This is a genomic window from Lunatibacter salilacus (assembly GCF_009797935.1).
In the GTDB taxonomy this organism is placed as follows: Bacteria; Bacteroidota; Bacteroidia; order Cytophagales; family Cyclobacteriaceae; genus Lunatibacter; species Lunatibacter salilacus.
In genome coordinates this window covers 271,806-287,138 of the sequence record NZ_VOLC01000007.1, presented here as the reverse complement: position 1 = coordinate 287,138, position 15,333 = coordinate 271,806, and the positions used below count along the sequence as shown (strand labels likewise).

Genomic DNA, 15,333 nt, shown 5'->3' with positions numbered 1-15,333 from the left:
CTCCATCCGGCTGAACATCCCATAAGGTATCCGGCCGAAAAAAGACTTGGAACACGGTTGCCGCCTGAATGCAGTAGAACGTGATTCAGCTTGGAGACGGCGGGCATTTGGAAACGTTCGCTTCCAACCTACTCCTAACTTCTTAAAGATAGTGAGCTTTATATTTACTCTAAACCGCCCGATGTATCCAAGGTGATGTTGTAGTGCGTTTTCATTCTTTATTTTGCTCAATTTTTGCTGTTTTAATATATTCCTCGTCAAGATAATTTAGATGTACGATGTCTCTATATTTTCCAACTGTAAATGCAGTGAAAATGTATTGCTTTTCATTTTTCGATGTAGTTGTTTGTCCCATAGTTCCGGGATTGAAAACCGCTAATCTATCTCTTGAAGGTTCTGATGGGTTAAGATTCGTAGTATGATTTTCATTGAAATCTCGAACATCTAATACATCAATTTTTTCTCGGCTTCCATCATTTTTAATAAAGTAAAAGTCTTGATTCAAGAGTCCTTGATTTTCACTGAATTTTGTAAAAAGAACTCCGTTGTTAGGAATCCTATAAATTCTACGAAATCCTTCATATTCCTTTTCCTTTCCATCTTTTTGGTCAAATACCACATAAACAACTCCACGAAAGTCTTCTGGAATTAAAAACCTTTCTGGAATAGCGATAGCGTTAATAAAAGCAAAAACCACAAATCCAATAGGAAGTCCAATTACCAATGCTTGATACTTCCAGTTTTTCTTTGATAGAAGACTTAAAATTATTCCAACTCCCATCAAGCCAAAACCAAATAGCATTAGCCAAAATGTCAAAAAGAAAAAAATTCCGATAGCAAATAACACTATTGAAATTCCTAATAAGGTATTTGATTGTGATTTTGTCATTCTTTCAATGCACTACAACTTCTTTCTTGGTCTGGGTTTTCCAGACTCTATATCTAATATTGGCTACCTTGGTCTGGTTTTTACTCCTTTTATTTTAATTCGGCTCTTGCGAGTAATTACAAATCCGGTCACTTTGTTTTACATCTTTAAAAAGCAGCAACCCTCTAAAACTACCTTACTCGTTTTTAAAGATAGGCCTTTCTTTTTTGAGAAAAAATACCCTAATCGCGGTATTTTTAATTACAGATACATTTATTGTTTTAGAGGATATTTAGATAACCTAATGTCGTTTTGTTTAATCTCGAAAAAAGAATACATTAAATGGGTATAGTTTTATCAGAAGTCCACAAATGGGTTGTTTATTAAAGGAAAAATAATTCCGAAATTCTTCGGAAGGATATCGCCTATTATCCAATACTCAAAAACTTATTCTCTTTCAGCGATTTTGTCACCTCAGGAATGCCTTTACCGTTTTTCTTCTCAATTCAAACACGAAACAAACGGTTTCCTCAAATATCCTTTCTTCGATAAACTCAAACCCAAGCCGCTTATAAAACCGGTGTGCTTTGACATTTGATTTTAAGGGGTCAATAAGAATTCCATCAACAGCGGGGTCTTGAAAACATCTTTCAATAGCAAGTTCCATAATCCTTGTGCCATAGCCTTTGTTTAGATTGTTTTCCTCCCCCAGCCAAATATCGATTGCCCTTTTGCTTGGCTCCACATCTCCCCAATAATGGGTTTCTTCCAGAAATGGATCGATGATCTGTAAAAATCCGATTGGCTCCCCATCCAATTCAGCCACCAACTGTTCCCTCCATGCCGGGTTTCTGCGTAGCTCTTCTTCCCAATTCCAATCATCATCAGGATCACAATCAATGACGTGTTGTTTTGTTTCCCAGTATTCAACCAATTCTAGGTCATTTAAGGTAGCTGGCCTTAGTGTTATCATGGCGTAGGTAAGATTTCTACTAAATTAGATAAACAACGATTAATTCAATTTACTTTAATTGGTTTACCTCTATGTCAATTTTTGAAAAGAACCACAGAGGTAACACGGAAGACACAGAGAATTTTCAAAAAAAAAACCACTATTTAAGTTATGCCGCTAACTCAATTCCTGTTTTTTTTATTTCATTGACCAATGGATTTCCTGAATTAAAATCCTCCTTGGAAATTGGATCGATCCTTGAGTCAATTTTTGCTGCCAACAACATTAACTGAACTTGTATGTCAAATCGTATTGAATCATCTAAAGTTTTAAAAATCACTGCTAAATCAATATCACTATCTTCTGTTGATTTCCCTGTTGCGTATGAACCGAATAAATAAACCCGCTCGATATCCGGGAATTTCTCGTTAATCAAGTCAAGATATGTAGTTACTGCGAAATCAATACTTTTATCCATTGAATCAAATGTACAAAAAATCCAAGAAAAGTTGGGTGTCAAATTATGGAATGCACTTTTTCTATTAGGCACCAGAGATCCCGCGCCGTTGGCGCTGGGGGGCTATTGATTTATTTATACCTAGGGCTTCACCCCTGATTTTGCACCTTTGGTGCTAGGCTTTAAAAAAGCGCGACGGCGCGTTGATCATTAACTTGGCCCTGTAGGTCGAAGGAAATATAGGTACACCAGTGCCAAAGATGCGGGATAAAAACCACAACTATCGTTCAAAATATTTACCGTGTATTTTCTCCTTTTAATCCCCTAATATTTCCCGAAGAGATTCTAGATACGCCGCATTATAAGTCATCCCATTATGTCCTTCACCTTTCAGGGTAACCAATGTGTCTGACGCTTTTAGTAGCGGTTTCAGTTTTAAAGACTGTTCGTATGGAATGACCTCGTCATTTGTGCCATGGAAAATCACAATCGGCATCGTACAATCCGGAATGTATCTGTTGTTCTCAAACCTATACTTAAGTAGGAATTCCGGAAAAATTGGAAACATATTCTTCATCATATCAACTAAGCTGTAAAATGGAGCTTGGAGTATAAGGAGTTTGGGATTGTTCGCAGAAGCCAGCTTGCTTGCTGGTCCGGTTCCCACTGAATATCCCAGGATAATAATATCTTCCTCATTGTATAACTTCTTAATGTAATCGTATGCGATTTGAACGTCAGAAAATAACTGGTCTTCGCCCGTAATCCGGCCATCACTTTTTCCGTAGCCCCTGTAATCCAGAATAAACGTATCATAACCAAAATTGTCATAGGTTTCCCCGACTCTTCCCCAAGCTTCCAAGGATCCGGCGTTACCATGAAGGTAAAATATCAAGCCTTTGGAATTGACACTTTTAAAGAGGAGAGCATGGAGATTTACGTCTTCTTCGACTGGAATATTAACTTCTTTAAAATCCCCATCGAATTCAAATTCATAATCCGCATCCAACTTTCCAGGAAAGAATAATAACTTCTCTTGGAGCACATACGCAAGTAGGCATAATAGGATGTATAAGCCTGAAATAATTAGCAGAATTTGAAAGGTACTCTTCATGGTATTTCGACTTATAGATACTTTTTATCTGAAATCATTTCCTGATAGTTATCGGTAAAGATCTTTTTATTTATTTTGATAAATTCACTGAGTTGATTGGCCAAGAGAAAAACAGCTTCTTTGTCGGCAATAGTTGCATTTCGAAAACTCAGTTTTTGGTCCATATAAGCATATTTGTTTATCATTGTCCGAAGGAATCTCTTTGACAAGCGCCTCTAATTTATGATTATATTCATAAATCTCCTCCTCGTATTCGTTGATTCTTCTTAAATGGTTTGGTAGATGGTTTCTTAATGCCGGAGGAAGACGTAACCAACATCCTGAAAAACAACGGCAAGCTGGGGTGAGTTTGTGGTGACAAATCTGTCAGGGCAACGCCACACTGTTTACCGTATCCAATTCGATTTTAGATTTTACTTTCACTAATAGAGGCCTTATATTTTCCAGCGCTGATTTACATGCCGTACTTTTTATCTGACCAATTTATAATCATTTATTAATAGTCCCGGCGAAAGATTTAACCTTTTTGTAAGATTTCTAATCATATCTACTGTTAACTTCCTTTTGCGGTTTAAAACCTCAGAAACCCTACTCTTACCACCAATTGCATCCACTAAATCTATTTGCTTCAGTTTCATTTCTTCCATCCTAATCTTGATGGCTTCTATTGGGTCCGGTGCTTCAATCGGGTAATTTTTCTTTTCGTATTCATCAACTACCAATCCAAGAACATCCGCTTCATCACTTTCGGGAGTTCCAATTGCAGCATCGAAGATAACTTCCAGTCTTTTTAAAGCAATTTTATAATCCTCCGCTGTTTTTATAGGTTTTATGGTCATTTCCTTATGGTTATAATTTATATGGTATTTGCGTCAATTTTATCGTACTCATCATGAGTCCCGATAAAACGTATAAAGATCCATTGTTTTTCAAAATTTATTTTAGCTACTAGTCTGTACGAGTTACCTTTTATATTAAATACAATTCTGCTATCTTTTAAAATACTGGCATTTGCGTAGGCTTCTTTAACATCATTCGGAGTATTCCAATCTGCATTTATCGCCGTATCATACCAGGTCTTTAGATATTGCTCTGCATCAGTATGTTTCTCCCAATATTCTCTTAGTGTACTTTTCGAAAATATTCTTTCCATGTATTCGTAAATATTCTGTAAATATAAGGTAAAATTCTCATTTTGGGAACCCATTTTTTAAGCTGCGATTATGCACATTTCTTTGATGGTTTGCTAGTTTACGAAAACTTTTTAATTTTGCAGTATGCGAATGACTGTAATGTTATAAATTCTCTTTTCTGGCTTAGTTCTTAAGCAATACGCTATTTTCTTTACCTAGCGTACCTTTTCTATTATTCGATAGTCTATTAACAATCTTCACCAGGTCGATTGGGCAGCAGATTTCTGATGCCCAAATACTGGTTTATAAATCAAAAACATCATGTCGGAAATCCTAAGTAAAAATGAAATTGAGCAGTTTATTCTTGACGGCTTTGTGCGCATTGATAATGCGTTTTCTCAGGAGGTCGCGGGTGCGGCTTTGGATATTCTATGGGAGGATCTACCTTGTGACAGATCAGATCCGACTACTTGGACGGAACCTGTTATCCGTTTGGGAATGTATACGGATCAACCTTTTATTGATTCCATCAGCACGCCGAAGCTTCATAATGCTTTCAATCAGTTGGTTGGAGTAGATAAATGGTTTCCTTGCCGGAGTGTGGGAACATTTCCTGTCCGTTTTCCCTCTAGTCAGGTCCCGATTGATACCGGGAAACATGTAGATGCAAGTTTTCCGGGAACCGATCCGGGTAATTATATGGAATGGCGTGTCAATATAAAGTCAAAAGGGCGGGCATTATTGATGTTGGTTTTATATTCTGATGTCAGCGATGCCGATGCACCAACGGTCATTTATAAAGGTTCTCATCTTGATGTTGCTAGGGTTTTGTCTAAAGAAGATGATTGGGGTCTTTCTTTTATGACCCTTGCAAACAAGTTAGAGTTATTACCCAAAAGGGAAGAGGTTTACGCAACTGGCAAGGCGGGAACTGTATACCTATGCCATCCCTTTCTGGTTCATTCAGCACAAGCCCACAGGGGAAATATTCCCAAGTTTATGGCACAACCGCCTTTGTTGTTAAAGCGGGAATTGTCTATTGGGGATTCTGATGTCGATCATTCGCCCGTTGAAAGGGCTATTCGTTTAGCGTTAAAAAAGCAGGAAAGAGGCGGACACTACAAGAGGCTGTTTTTTGACAGCCTCTTTTTTTAGAAATTATATTCAATATGAAGTCCTGGTTCTCCCCATTTGAGATGAATTTAAATAGTAAGTGTGGCATTTTTGGCTGGTTGTCTGTGTGTCGTCGTATAATGGATGTTACGGAAACGGGTTTTTAAGACTTTTAGAGATTAGGTGGGAGACTAACCCTAGATTCTCCTTTTATGAGTTATTTACCAGTTCTTTATATTTCAAATTGATAATCTTGATCCGTTTTGACCAGATTTGCCAAAGCAAATAAGCCTGTGTAGAAACCAGCAGTAACAGAAATGCGAAACTCCAATAGTGTCGAATTTCAAAGACATCCATTGCGGATAGAAAGTATCCAAAAAGAATTAGAATTGCAAGAATCCTCGCTGAAATAGATAGATAGGCATATCTTCGAAGTTTAAGCAGATAGTTGCTGAGTGACTCTAAAATATTTATGCCGTTAATCGGATTGTTGGTGACCTGGTATCCCAGTAGATTGTGGATTAGCAAGAGGCAAATTGCTACTACAAGAAGACCATTCCATATTCCCGATCTAAGGTGACCATCAAAGAAATCATAGTAGACTGCCAGAAAAGCGGACCAAGCAATACTTTCTATGATTAATTGAGTTTTGATTCTTTTCAAGACCTTATGTTTGTTGACGCCTAACAGGCCAACCAGTGTTTCTTTGCTGATCTGCTCGTCCGCAAAAGAAGCGTTACTCCATTTTAATTCGTCTAAATTCATAACTTTAAATTTAACAGTTCTTTGATTTTTTCTTTTATCCTATTGAGTCTTACACCCACATAATTTTCATTAATACCAATGATTTCGCTGATTTCCTGATAGCTTAAGTCATCGAGATAGAGTGCCACGATGGCCCGGTCCGCATCATTCAACTGTCTTATAGCCCAAAGTAGCTGATCCCTTTGGTCATGATCAACATCATTTGATTTGTCCACAAAGTCTTGTTGATCTTGCAGTGCTGAAAAGGCGAGTTTCTGCTGTCTGAAGGTAGCGATGGCGGTATTTAGGCCAATGCGGTACATCCATGTGGTGATCTTTGATTTTCCCTGAAATTTTGGATAGGCTTTCCAAAGCTGATAAACGATATCCTGAAACAGATCCTCACGCTCTTCTCTAGTATCCCGGTATATGTGGCATATTTTGTGAATAAGTGCCTGATGGCGAATTATCTCTTCCTGAAATTTTTCTTTCATATGCCCGTATTCTATTTTTCAAATGAGTTGAGAAAATGGGGAAAAACTTACAGTTAAGTTAGAAAATGTTTGAAATATAATGTGGTGGACGATAGAGGCGTTTAAATGGAGGCATCCCCAGCATAGCCGGAAACCGATTTGTTTAATTTTCTTAAAAATGTACCTGGAGAGATTTCGACTTAGTATATAGCTTTCTAATTAGTTAGGCCGTCTATAATGCAGTTGGGCTAATCCTTTGTCAAACTGTTTCACAGAAATCAGGTCCAACCGTTGTTCCGGCCGACCGTCCTTGAAAAGCTTTGTTCCGTCACCCACAAAAATGGGGATTATTGAAATAATAAACTCCTCAACCAGGTCATTCCGCAAAAGCTCGTTTACAATTTCCGCACCGCCGTCACAGAAGATATTTTTTCCTTTCGTTGATTTTAAGGTTTCAATCAGGTGTTTCAGCTCCCCAGTATAGAATTTAACATGACCTTCATCCGGTCTTGGGGTGCGCGTAATAATGTACACATCTTTATCAGCGTATGGAAAGTCGACACCCATTGACAGTACTTTGTCGTAGGTCCTTCTTCCGACGATGACAGTATCTACGGTCTTTACGAACTCCGAATACCCATAATCTTCCCCTTCCTGTTCGACCATAGAAAGAAAATCAAGATTGTCGTTCGGCTGTGCAATGTAACCGTCCAAGCTTGTTGCGATAAATAGGAATACTTTTCTGTTCATAATAATTTTTTCCTCTTTATATGAAGGACAAAATTGTATCCAAATACCATTACAAATGATGATACCCTTGAGTTACCAGTCGTTTTGAAATCCACCCAATCGATTTTTTGTTGTTACAATTTAACCTTCAAACTTATAGCATAAAAGGATTGCTGTTCAAAATTTCTTGTCGGATTTTCTCCGTTGGTGTAGTCCAATCCGATTTTCGCTGACTTGTTGCCGTCATCTTCTGAGAAGAAAGTATAATTAAAACTACTGGTAAAGTACTTATGGTAGGCCGCTGTCAAATCAGCTACAGTTTCTCTAAAGTTGTTTCTATACTGCCAGTCCAAATAGAATTCGAATTTACCTCTCCACAGTTCATTCTGAGGAAAAAGAGAAACTTCGGACGTTATTCGAAAGACCGCCCTATAAATACCCCCCGATGAGGCATCGATTTCTGTATTTATCCGGTTCTCATTTTCCAACCCGATATACGGCGTATAGGAAAACTGAAAGGCCCGACCGAAATTTGACCTATTGTTTGGAATCCAAAAATAAAGGGGATTCATCGCCTTGCCCTTAAAGAGTGGGGTGAAGTAGAAGTTACCTTGGAAGGAGGTATTGTTCTTGATTTTGTCTTCATTGTACTTTACAGCGGTAATGAAAATGGGGGACCATTCTTTTTGGGGAAGCTTCCTGCTTTGCCATTCCGAAGAAACCCCGACCTGCCAGTTGTCCTGCACTCTATCAATTAAGGTGTTTTTATGGTATTCAAAATATGGGTTTAAAGTCAGGACAGTATTGCTGCTTTCCAGCAGGTTAACCCCAATGGCGGCGTTGAGCAGCCAAGAGGCTTCCTTTTCTTTTGGTTTTGTAAAGGTAAAAATTGCAGGTTCAGCCTTGGCGTTTGTACTTTGAAAGGACTGCCTCAATGTAAATCTATCCAGAAAACTGTCTTGACTGCGTACCGTAAACGCTACACAAATCAACAGTACGACCGTAAATAAAAACTTCATATTTTCGACTTTACCAGTTTTAAACAGTCATTTACCTTCTTCAATTTCTCACATTCCGATACGGTGATAGTTTTGTCTGAATCCAATTCTGCAATAATTTTTTGAAAATAGTTTTTTAGGGCTCTTTTATGGTAGAGACTTAATCCAAGGTCATATTTCAAATCACTGTCATTATTGAATTTTTCGGGTTCAAATCCACTAATATCGGATAAGGCCAGATAGACATGATGCTCAATATATTTGTTTTTATCTTCCTTGTCAGTCAGTAGCTTGATCAACTTATTCAAATCGTCGGATTCGCCAGATTCAACAACTGCCTTGAGCTTTTCCAGATCTTCATCTGTCAGGGATAAATAGACTTTATGTTTCATACGCCTGGTCGTTTGTGTTTCCAAAGCCAAAGATTAATAATATAAATATAAATAGATGGTTTATCATTATAAAAAACATTATCAAGAATTTTAATGCCACGAAATTAATCACAGCGATGGCAATTGCATCAAGCCCATTTTGCGGTAAAGTGGCCCATCCCGGGCGTGGATATCTTAATACGGAGGAATGTTTTCAATTTGCGGAGATGCATATGCGGCATCATTTCAGACCAAAGAAACAGATTGATAACTACTTTAATCGGATGTCTAAACGGGAGAAGGAAACTGTGTGATCATTTTTTATATGGATCACCGCAATATTCCGTTCCTTAGATGATCCTTTTTTTTTAATAGTAACCTTCTTATTCTTAACGTCTGTATTTTCGAAATGTCGTCAAAACTAAGTCAGCGCACCTTTTTTGCTCTCTTAATTAGTTTCAAGGCCCAATCGTAATGGCTCGAAGTGGCAGAAACAAGATAGGCACCCAAGGAGGTAGTTCCCGTCCATTTATATCTTTTCTTTTCAAATAATTGCTCGTCAGTGAGGTTCTCAATTATCTTTCGTATTTCCTCATAACTGGATTTGAAATGTTTTTTTGCTTCTTCAAGACCTGTTTTACTATATTTCTCCCTGATTATTTTGTTCAGTTCAGGCATAGTTTTCCAGGTATATCCTTTTGCGGGTATTTCTGGCTTCCCTCCATCTATTCCGGTTTTGTACCAGCCCAAGGTCATTTTATGCCACTCATAAAGATGCATCAGCACATCTCTGATATTTCTATTCAATGTTCCCGGTGGAAACTCCTTGTGTTGCTCTTCGACTTCCATAGAATTTATGAAGTCATTCAATTTATCGAAATTTAGTTTGCTTAGGTGCAGCAGTTCGGATTTAGTTTGAGGTCTTGGCATCTAATTTGAGATATTTTGTCTATTGAAAACGAACGCAATATTCCGGGCATTATCAGGTACGCTTCCAAATAGGGAGAAAATGAAAATTATCGTTAATACAAATCCTAGAATGACGACTCTATCTACAACCATAATTCCATGTATAAGAAACATTCAATTCAAAATACCCTTATCCACCGGCCTAAACAACAACTGGGAAAAATTATACAGCCCGTTTTTCCACACCTTAAAGTCATGGCTTCCCGGTTCTATATGGTAAATATGGGGCACATCGTTTTTGACTAAGTATTCGTGGGTTCGTTCGCTGAACCGGATTAACCGATCCTCGTCCCCGCAGGATAGCCAAAGCAGTTTTAAAAGCTCACGTGCTTCCTTGGGGTCTGGAACCAGAAGTGCGGGCTCCTTGGTGTTCGGAGCGGAAGAAAAGCCTCCAACCCAGGCAAAGGTATCCAGATTGCCAAGTCCGAAATTTAGGGATTGACCACCACCCATTGACAGCCCCGCAATGGCTCGATTTTCCCTGTCAGTAAGTACCGGATAATTTTCTTCTATAAATGGAATAAGGTCCTTCAGCAGGTCATCCTCGAATGTAGCGAATGCCGCAACCTTTTCTCTGTCCATAATATTTCCCATCGCCCGGTCATTCTTCATCGCACGTCCGTTGGGCAATACGACAATCATGGGTTCCAATTTTTTCTCCGCATAAAGGTTGTCCAAAATGATATGGGGAATTCCTCCCCTTAGCCATTCTTCCTCATCTCCTCCAATGCCGTGCAGCAGGTATAAAACCGGATATTTTTTGGTCTCAGAATAGGCCGGCGGCAGATATACAAAGCCTCTCCGGATGGTGTCAACGGTTTGCGAGAAATAGTTGATGGTGTCTAGCCGCCCCTTTGTTATGCCACTTCTTTCCTGGTCAAAATCAGCCGGGGGTTGATAGTTGGGTTTTTGACAGAAGGCATGCTGAAGCATGGATAGGCTAATAAGGACAATTAAAAAGGATTTCATAAAGATACTAATAGGTTTGTTAGGTTTTATTCTTGATTTAAAAAGTCTTCATTTGCTCGCAAGCTAGGTGTAGAAGCTGTTGGGAAATCAGATGGCACGGGAAATGTAACTCTCCCGGTAGCCAGCCATTCCGCTACCCGAACTACGGTAGTCTGATATCCGGCACACTGATAGGCTGGAGGGTAGGTTTCTCCTTCCCAAAGATGTCCCAAACTTGAATTATAGACTTTTCCTTTACCATACTCCACCACCCATTCCACAGGCCACATTTTTTGGGTGCTTGTGCTGTCGTAGGCATAGGAAAGGACTTCCAATTTTTTGGCATCCCCTCGTGGGAAATAATAAACCTCCGTATTTACCGTTTGCCAGGCCTCAGGATATCCCTCATTGATCGGGTGTCTGTTAAGGATCTGAACTAATGCGTTAAACCGCTCACCATGTCCGGTACCTTTTCCCTCGCCGGGACCGTATCGCAAGATGTTTCCGGATGTATCGATTTCCAATGAGGTCCCTACGTCTTGTGATCTCCAACCCAAACCAATCATTTCGTCATACTCCTTCCAATGTGAGAATGCATTGTTTGCTGAGTGTAGGATATATAAGCCACCTCCATTCTTAACGTAACCCTCAAGTGCTTTTTCGGCTTCCAATGGCCACTTAATTTTTTTATTCTGAATGTTGTTGGTGTTTTGGATGATGACGTCATAATTGTCAAAACTCGGCAGCCAAGCCATCCTTGCCGCACTGTCTGCTGGGACGGTGCTAATGTCAACTTTAAAGAGATCACTCTCTTCCAATATCCATTTAGTGACAGCCGTGGTCTGCTTCCAGTCATGGTTGCTGAATCCATCCACAATTAGAACGGAAATCGATTCGTTCTTTTGGGCTTGGATTTTAGTAGAAAATAGAAAAAAAAATAGGAGAATAAAAACCAGCCTGTAAAAATAAGGGATGGATTCTCTTGTCGGAAAAAGGTTTCGGGTCACCGTCATAGGGTTTAGTTTGGATAGGAATGTGTATTTAATCCATCTCAGGGTTAAATATATCCATTTATCCGTAGTCGACCAAGTAAAAAATTTTCCAAAAAATTGAGATTAAAATCATCCAAAGCCCTAGGAATGCGACGATTGCGAAAGATTGCAGGTTATGAGGGGGGACTTTTACGGTTGCTCATTCATTTTTAATCGATTGGATGGGGTTAGCCAATGCTGCTTTTATCGCCTGACCTGAGACGGTAAATGCACCTACTAACCCAGCGACCAAACCTGCCATCCCAAATACCTGCCAGGAAATACCATCATGATAGGCAAACCCATCCAACCACTGGGTCATGCCATACCAGGACATAGGAACTGCGACCAAAAACCCGAACAACACCAACTTCAAAAAATCCTTGCCGAGCAAAGTGACAATGCTGAATACTTCTGCACCCATTACCTTACGTATGCCGATTTCCCTGGTTCTTTGGGCTGTCTCAAATGTAGTCAAACCCAAAAGTCCCAACATGGAGATCAATACCGCCAATCCAGCAAAAAATGTAAAGATGGTTTTGACTTTACCCTCAGCTTCGTATTGGGCATCAAAACCTTCATCTACAAATCGAGGCTCAAAGGGGAAACCCGGTCTCAACGCTTCCCATTCCTCTTTCAGGTAATCCATCGTTGCAGCTTTTTGACCGGGATTCAGTTTGATGCTGACCAAATTATTTCTATCCTCAGGAATCATAAATACAATCGGGACAATGGGCTGGTGTAAGGATTCAAAATGAAAATCTTTTATTACTCCTGTCACATAGCCTTTTCTGGATCCATAATTAAAACGCTTCCCGATAGCCTCATCCGGATTACTCCAACCAATAGCCCGAACAGCGGCTTCATTGAGAACAAAGGCCTCTGTGGAGTCAGTTGCCTGCAAATAATCAAAATCCCTACCTGCTACCAGTTGTATACCATATGTGTGGATAAAATTGTGACCCACATGGACATCTGAAACCCAAACATCTATAGAGCTCAATTCCCCGTTTAACTCTGCGGAAGTACCCTGAGAGTCCAATAGCCTACCAGAAGGAACTCTACTCGACACACTTACCTCTTGAATACCCGGTTGATTTTCTAACCTGTCCTTGAACATTATATAATTGTCGTTGATTGCAGGACTGGCTGGCAGGACGACGATATCTTCTTTTTTGAATCCCAAATCTTTTGACTGCATAAAATCCAGTTGGTGGATCACCACCATGACTGCCACGATCAACATAACGGAGATGGCAAACTGACCGATGACCATGACTGATCTAAATCGTTTATGTCCTGAGCCTGCTTTAAATACCCCTTTCAGTACTTTGGAAGGGGTAAAGCCGGACAGAAATAAGGCGGGGTAACTTCCTGCTACCAACCCCACGATTATTACCATTCCGGCAAGCCCAATTAGATGTTCGGGTTGAAAAAGAAGGTTTATTGTCAGCTCTTTTCCAGTGAAATTTGAAAAGATTGGGAGAAATAAAGGAACTAGAATTAGAGCGAAAACTAAGGCAATACCTACCATAATAAAGGATTCTCCCATAAATTGCTTTATCAAGCCGGATCGTTCTGCTCCCATTACCTTCCGAATTCCCACCTCCTTCGAACGCAGAGATGACCTTGCGGTGGATAGATTCATAAAGTTGATGCAGGCAATCAGCAGAATAAACAGCGCAACGGCCAAGTAGGTAATCACATAATCCATGTTTCCGTTAGGTTCGATTTCTGAGTCCAGGTTCGAGTGCAGATGTATACTCGTAAGTGGCCAAAGGGATAATTGGGTTCCCTTTGACGCCGGCACTCCGGCTTGCATTTCCCCCATGTGCCGGTCAATCAAACCTGGCAACTTAGCTTCCAAACTGGCTGGGGTTACACCTTCGGCAAGTAGGAGGTAGGTGGAAAAGTTATTGGAGCCGTAGTTTTTCATCATCTCATCTGCTCCTCCATAAAAATCCTCAACAGGACTCATTGAGGCTAAAAAGTCCACTTGGAAATGGGAATTAGACGGAACATCCTCCATTACTCCCCTCACTTCAAACATTGATTTTAGACCGGGCAGTTCCAGTTGCAACATTTTACCCATAGGTGATTCGTCACCGAAATACTTGTACGCCATGGATTCAGTCAAAATGATCGCATCACTGAATTCGGCTAATGATTCTGGGTTTCCGGCTAATAATTTCCATGAAAAAACATCAAAAATCCCCGGATCTACAAAGAAAAGATGCTCTTCAACAAATGAGTTTAGCTCATGGGTTACGAGCGGATTGAAATTAAAAAGCCGCACGGCATGCTCCACATCATTTTCAAAATCAGATTTGATTAGCGGACCAAAGGGCGCCGCCGCATGCCCGATATTTAGGCTGATATCTCCACTTTGATTAAACCACATCCTTGAAACCCGCACAATTCTGTCCGCATGTTCGTGGTATCTGTCATAACTCAGCTCATAGCGGACAAACAACAATATCAATATGCTTACAGCCAATCCAACCGCCAGGCCAAAAATATTGATAGATACATACAGCGGATTTCTTTTAATATTCCGAAGGGTGATTTTTAAATAATTGATGAGCATAGCGGCGTTGGTTAAATTGGTTTTGTAGCGGCCTGTGTTATTTTAAAAAAGGCCTATCGTTTGACCACTTTCGATGATCCGGAAGTGGAGATGGAGGCTATTTCGGGATTGCCAGTATAATAGACATTGCCCGACCCGGAGGCTTTTACTTCCAAGCGTTCAACCCTCCCAAAATGGGATTGTCCTGAGCCCGACTTTCTTACACTTATTGCATCGGCGGACATTTTTTCTGCCCTAAAATCCCCGGAACCTGACTGCGAAAGCGAGACTTCTCCAACAGAACCACCTGTAGCATTTATTCTACCGGATCCACTCATTACCGCTTTCAGGTAATCTGCGGTAATTTTTTGGAGGCTGATGTTTCCTGATCCGGAATTTTTAAGACTAAGGGATCCGGATGTGATGTCCGATTTTACGTGCATATTTCCTGAACCTGAGCTGTATAAGCCTTCGATGTTCTTTACCGTCACATACACGGTCAACCCAATTTGGCGGTGGTTGCCTTTTTCTAAATATACCTTCAGCGTACCATTTGATACTTCCGTGATTACTTTGCTTAACGGTATATTTTTGGATTCGAGTCTTACCCCGTCTTTATTTCCAGTTTGTACAACTACATCCCAGCTACCTCCAGATTGGATTTGGGTGAAGTTGCCTGGGGTGCGGGTTTCGGATTGCTGGGCCTGAACTCCGAATGATAGGAAGCAAAACGAGAGCGAGAAAAGGAGAAATTGGAAGATTTTCATGTGAAATTATAGTTTGTTTATTTCACTTCCATTTTCACAGATTGTGCCAACTGAATGTATCCAAAATATAGCATTTTCAAGCAATTACGGCGGATTCTAT

18 protein-coding genes are annotated in these 15,333 nt (G+C 40.0%); 1 reads left to right on the top strand and 17 read right to left on the bottom strand.

Annotated features, from left to right (window positions below; all coding sequences use genetic code 11):
* Nucleotides 1-211 precede the first annotated feature (211 nt).
* The 7 genes from FQ608_RS12100 to FQ608_RS12070 form a co-directional block, all read right to left on the bottom strand.
* The gene (locus FQ608_RS12100; protein WP_158858486.1) at nucleotides 212-889 is read right to left on the bottom strand and encodes a DUF6843 domain-containing protein; all 678 of its coding nucleotides are present in this window, start codon (nucleotides 887-889) and stop codon (nucleotides 212-214) included.
* A gap of 448 nt (nucleotides 890-1,337) precedes the next feature.
* On the bottom strand, nucleotides 1,338-1,841 hold the full coding sequence (locus FQ608_RS12095; protein ID WP_158858485.1) for a GNAT family N-acetyltransferase: 504 nt from the start codon (nucleotides 1,839-1,841) through the stop codon (nucleotides 1,338-1,340).
* A 148-nt stretch (nucleotides 1,842-1,989) separates the two neighbouring features.
* Nucleotides 1,990-2,298 (bottom strand): nucleotidyltransferase domain-containing protein, encoded by a 309-nt coding sequence (locus FQ608_RS12090; protein ID WP_158858484.1) that lies wholly within the window; start codon nucleotides 2,296-2,298, stop codon nucleotides 1,990-1,992.
* Between the two features lie 295 nt (nucleotides 2,299-2,593).
* Nucleotides 2,594-3,391, bottom strand: a complete 798-nt coding sequence (locus FQ608_RS12085; protein WP_158858483.1) for an alpha/beta hydrolase — start codon at nucleotides 3,389-3,391, stop codon at nucleotides 2,594-2,596.
* Nucleotides 3,392-3,402: 11 nt separating this feature from the next.
* Entirely contained in the window at nucleotides 3,403-3,555 is a 153-nt protein-coding gene (locus tag FQ608_RS12080) for a hypothetical protein (RefSeq protein WP_158858482.1), read from the bottom strand.
* Between the two features lie 306 nt (nucleotides 3,556-3,861).
* On the bottom strand, nucleotides 3,862-4,230 hold the full coding sequence (locus FQ608_RS12075; RefSeq protein WP_158858481.1) for a helix-turn-helix domain-containing protein: 369 nt from the start codon (nucleotides 4,228-4,230) through the stop codon (nucleotides 3,862-3,864).
* Nucleotides 4,231-4,247: 17 nt separating this feature from the next.
* The gene (locus tag FQ608_RS12070) at nucleotides 4,248-4,544 is read right to left on the bottom strand and encodes a type II toxin-antitoxin system HigB family toxin (RefSeq protein WP_158858480.1); all 297 of its coding nucleotides are present in this window, start codon (nucleotides 4,542-4,544) and stop codon (nucleotides 4,248-4,250) included.
* A 301-nt stretch (nucleotides 4,545-4,845) separates the two neighbouring features.
* On the opposite strand from FQ608_RS12070, the gene FQ608_RS12065 reads away from it, so the two are divergent.
* Nucleotides 4,846-5,679: a phytanoyl-CoA dioxygenase family protein gene (locus tag FQ608_RS12065; protein WP_158858479.1), complete on the top strand. Its 834-nt coding sequence runs from the start codon at nucleotides 4,846-4,848 to the stop codon at nucleotides 5,677-5,679.
* A gap of 168 nt (nucleotides 5,680-5,847) precedes the next feature.
* On the opposite strand, the gene FQ608_RS12060 is transcribed toward FQ608_RS12065, so the two are convergent.
* The 10 genes from FQ608_RS12060 to FQ608_RS12015 form a co-directional block, all read right to left on the bottom strand.
* Nucleotides 5,848-6,402: a hypothetical protein gene (locus tag FQ608_RS12060; RefSeq protein WP_158858478.1), complete on the bottom strand. Its 555-nt coding sequence runs from the start codon at nucleotides 6,400-6,402 to the stop codon at nucleotides 5,848-5,850.
* Nucleotides 6,399-6,875, bottom strand: coding sequence for an RNA polymerase sigma factor (locus tag FQ608_RS12055; RefSeq protein WP_158858477.1), 477 nt, complete (start codon nucleotides 6,873-6,875; stop codon nucleotides 6,399-6,401). Before FQ608_RS12055 ends, FQ608_RS12060 begins: the two co-directional genes overlap by 4 nt.
* 198 nt (nucleotides 6,876-7,073) lie before the next feature.
* Nucleotides 7,074-7,604: a dihydrofolate reductase family protein gene (locus FQ608_RS12050; RefSeq protein ID WP_158858476.1), complete on the bottom strand. Its 531-nt coding sequence runs from the start codon at nucleotides 7,602-7,604 to the stop codon at nucleotides 7,074-7,076.
* A gap of 113 nt (nucleotides 7,605-7,717) precedes the next feature.
* Nucleotides 7,718-8,602 carry a hypothetical protein gene (locus FQ608_RS12045; RefSeq protein ID WP_158858475.1) on the bottom strand — a complete coding sequence of 295 codons (885 nt, stop codon included), beginning with the start codon at nucleotides 8,600-8,602 and terminating at the stop codon, nucleotides 7,718-7,720.
* Nucleotides 8,599-8,973 carry a hypothetical protein gene (locus FQ608_RS12040; RefSeq protein ID WP_158858474.1) on the bottom strand — a complete coding sequence of 125 codons (375 nt, stop codon included), beginning with the start codon at nucleotides 8,971-8,973 and terminating at the stop codon, nucleotides 8,599-8,601. The genes FQ608_RS12045 and FQ608_RS12040 overlap by 4 nt, the downstream gene beginning before the upstream one ends.
* Nucleotides 8,974-9,378: 405 nt before the next feature.
* On the bottom strand, nucleotides 9,379-9,882 hold the full coding sequence (locus tag FQ608_RS12035) for a ClbS/DfsB family four-helix bundle protein (RefSeq protein ID WP_158858473.1): 504 nt from the start codon (nucleotides 9,880-9,882) through the stop codon (nucleotides 9,379-9,381).
* A 153-nt stretch (nucleotides 9,883-10,035) separates the two neighbouring features.
* Entirely contained in the window at nucleotides 10,036-10,890 is an 855-nt protein-coding gene (locus FQ608_RS12030; RefSeq protein WP_158858472.1) for an alpha/beta hydrolase, read from the bottom strand.
* 26 nt (nucleotides 10,891-10,916) lie between these two features.
* Nucleotides 10,917-11,882: a ThuA domain-containing protein gene (locus FQ608_RS12025; RefSeq protein WP_158858471.1), complete on the bottom strand. Its 966-nt coding sequence runs from the start codon at nucleotides 11,880-11,882 to the stop codon at nucleotides 10,917-10,919.
* A gap of 178 nt (nucleotides 11,883-12,060) precedes the next feature.
* Nucleotides 12,061-14,487 (bottom strand): ABC transporter permease, encoded by a 2,427-nt coding sequence (locus FQ608_RS12020; protein WP_158858470.1) that lies wholly within the window; start codon nucleotides 14,485-14,487, stop codon nucleotides 12,061-12,063.
* Nucleotides 14,488-14,540: 53 nt separating this feature from the next.
* Nucleotides 14,541-15,233, bottom strand: a complete 693-nt coding sequence (locus FQ608_RS12015; protein WP_158858469.1) for a head GIN domain-containing protein — start codon at nucleotides 15,231-15,233, stop codon at nucleotides 14,541-14,543.
* Nucleotides 15,234-15,333: the final 100 nt, after the last annotated feature.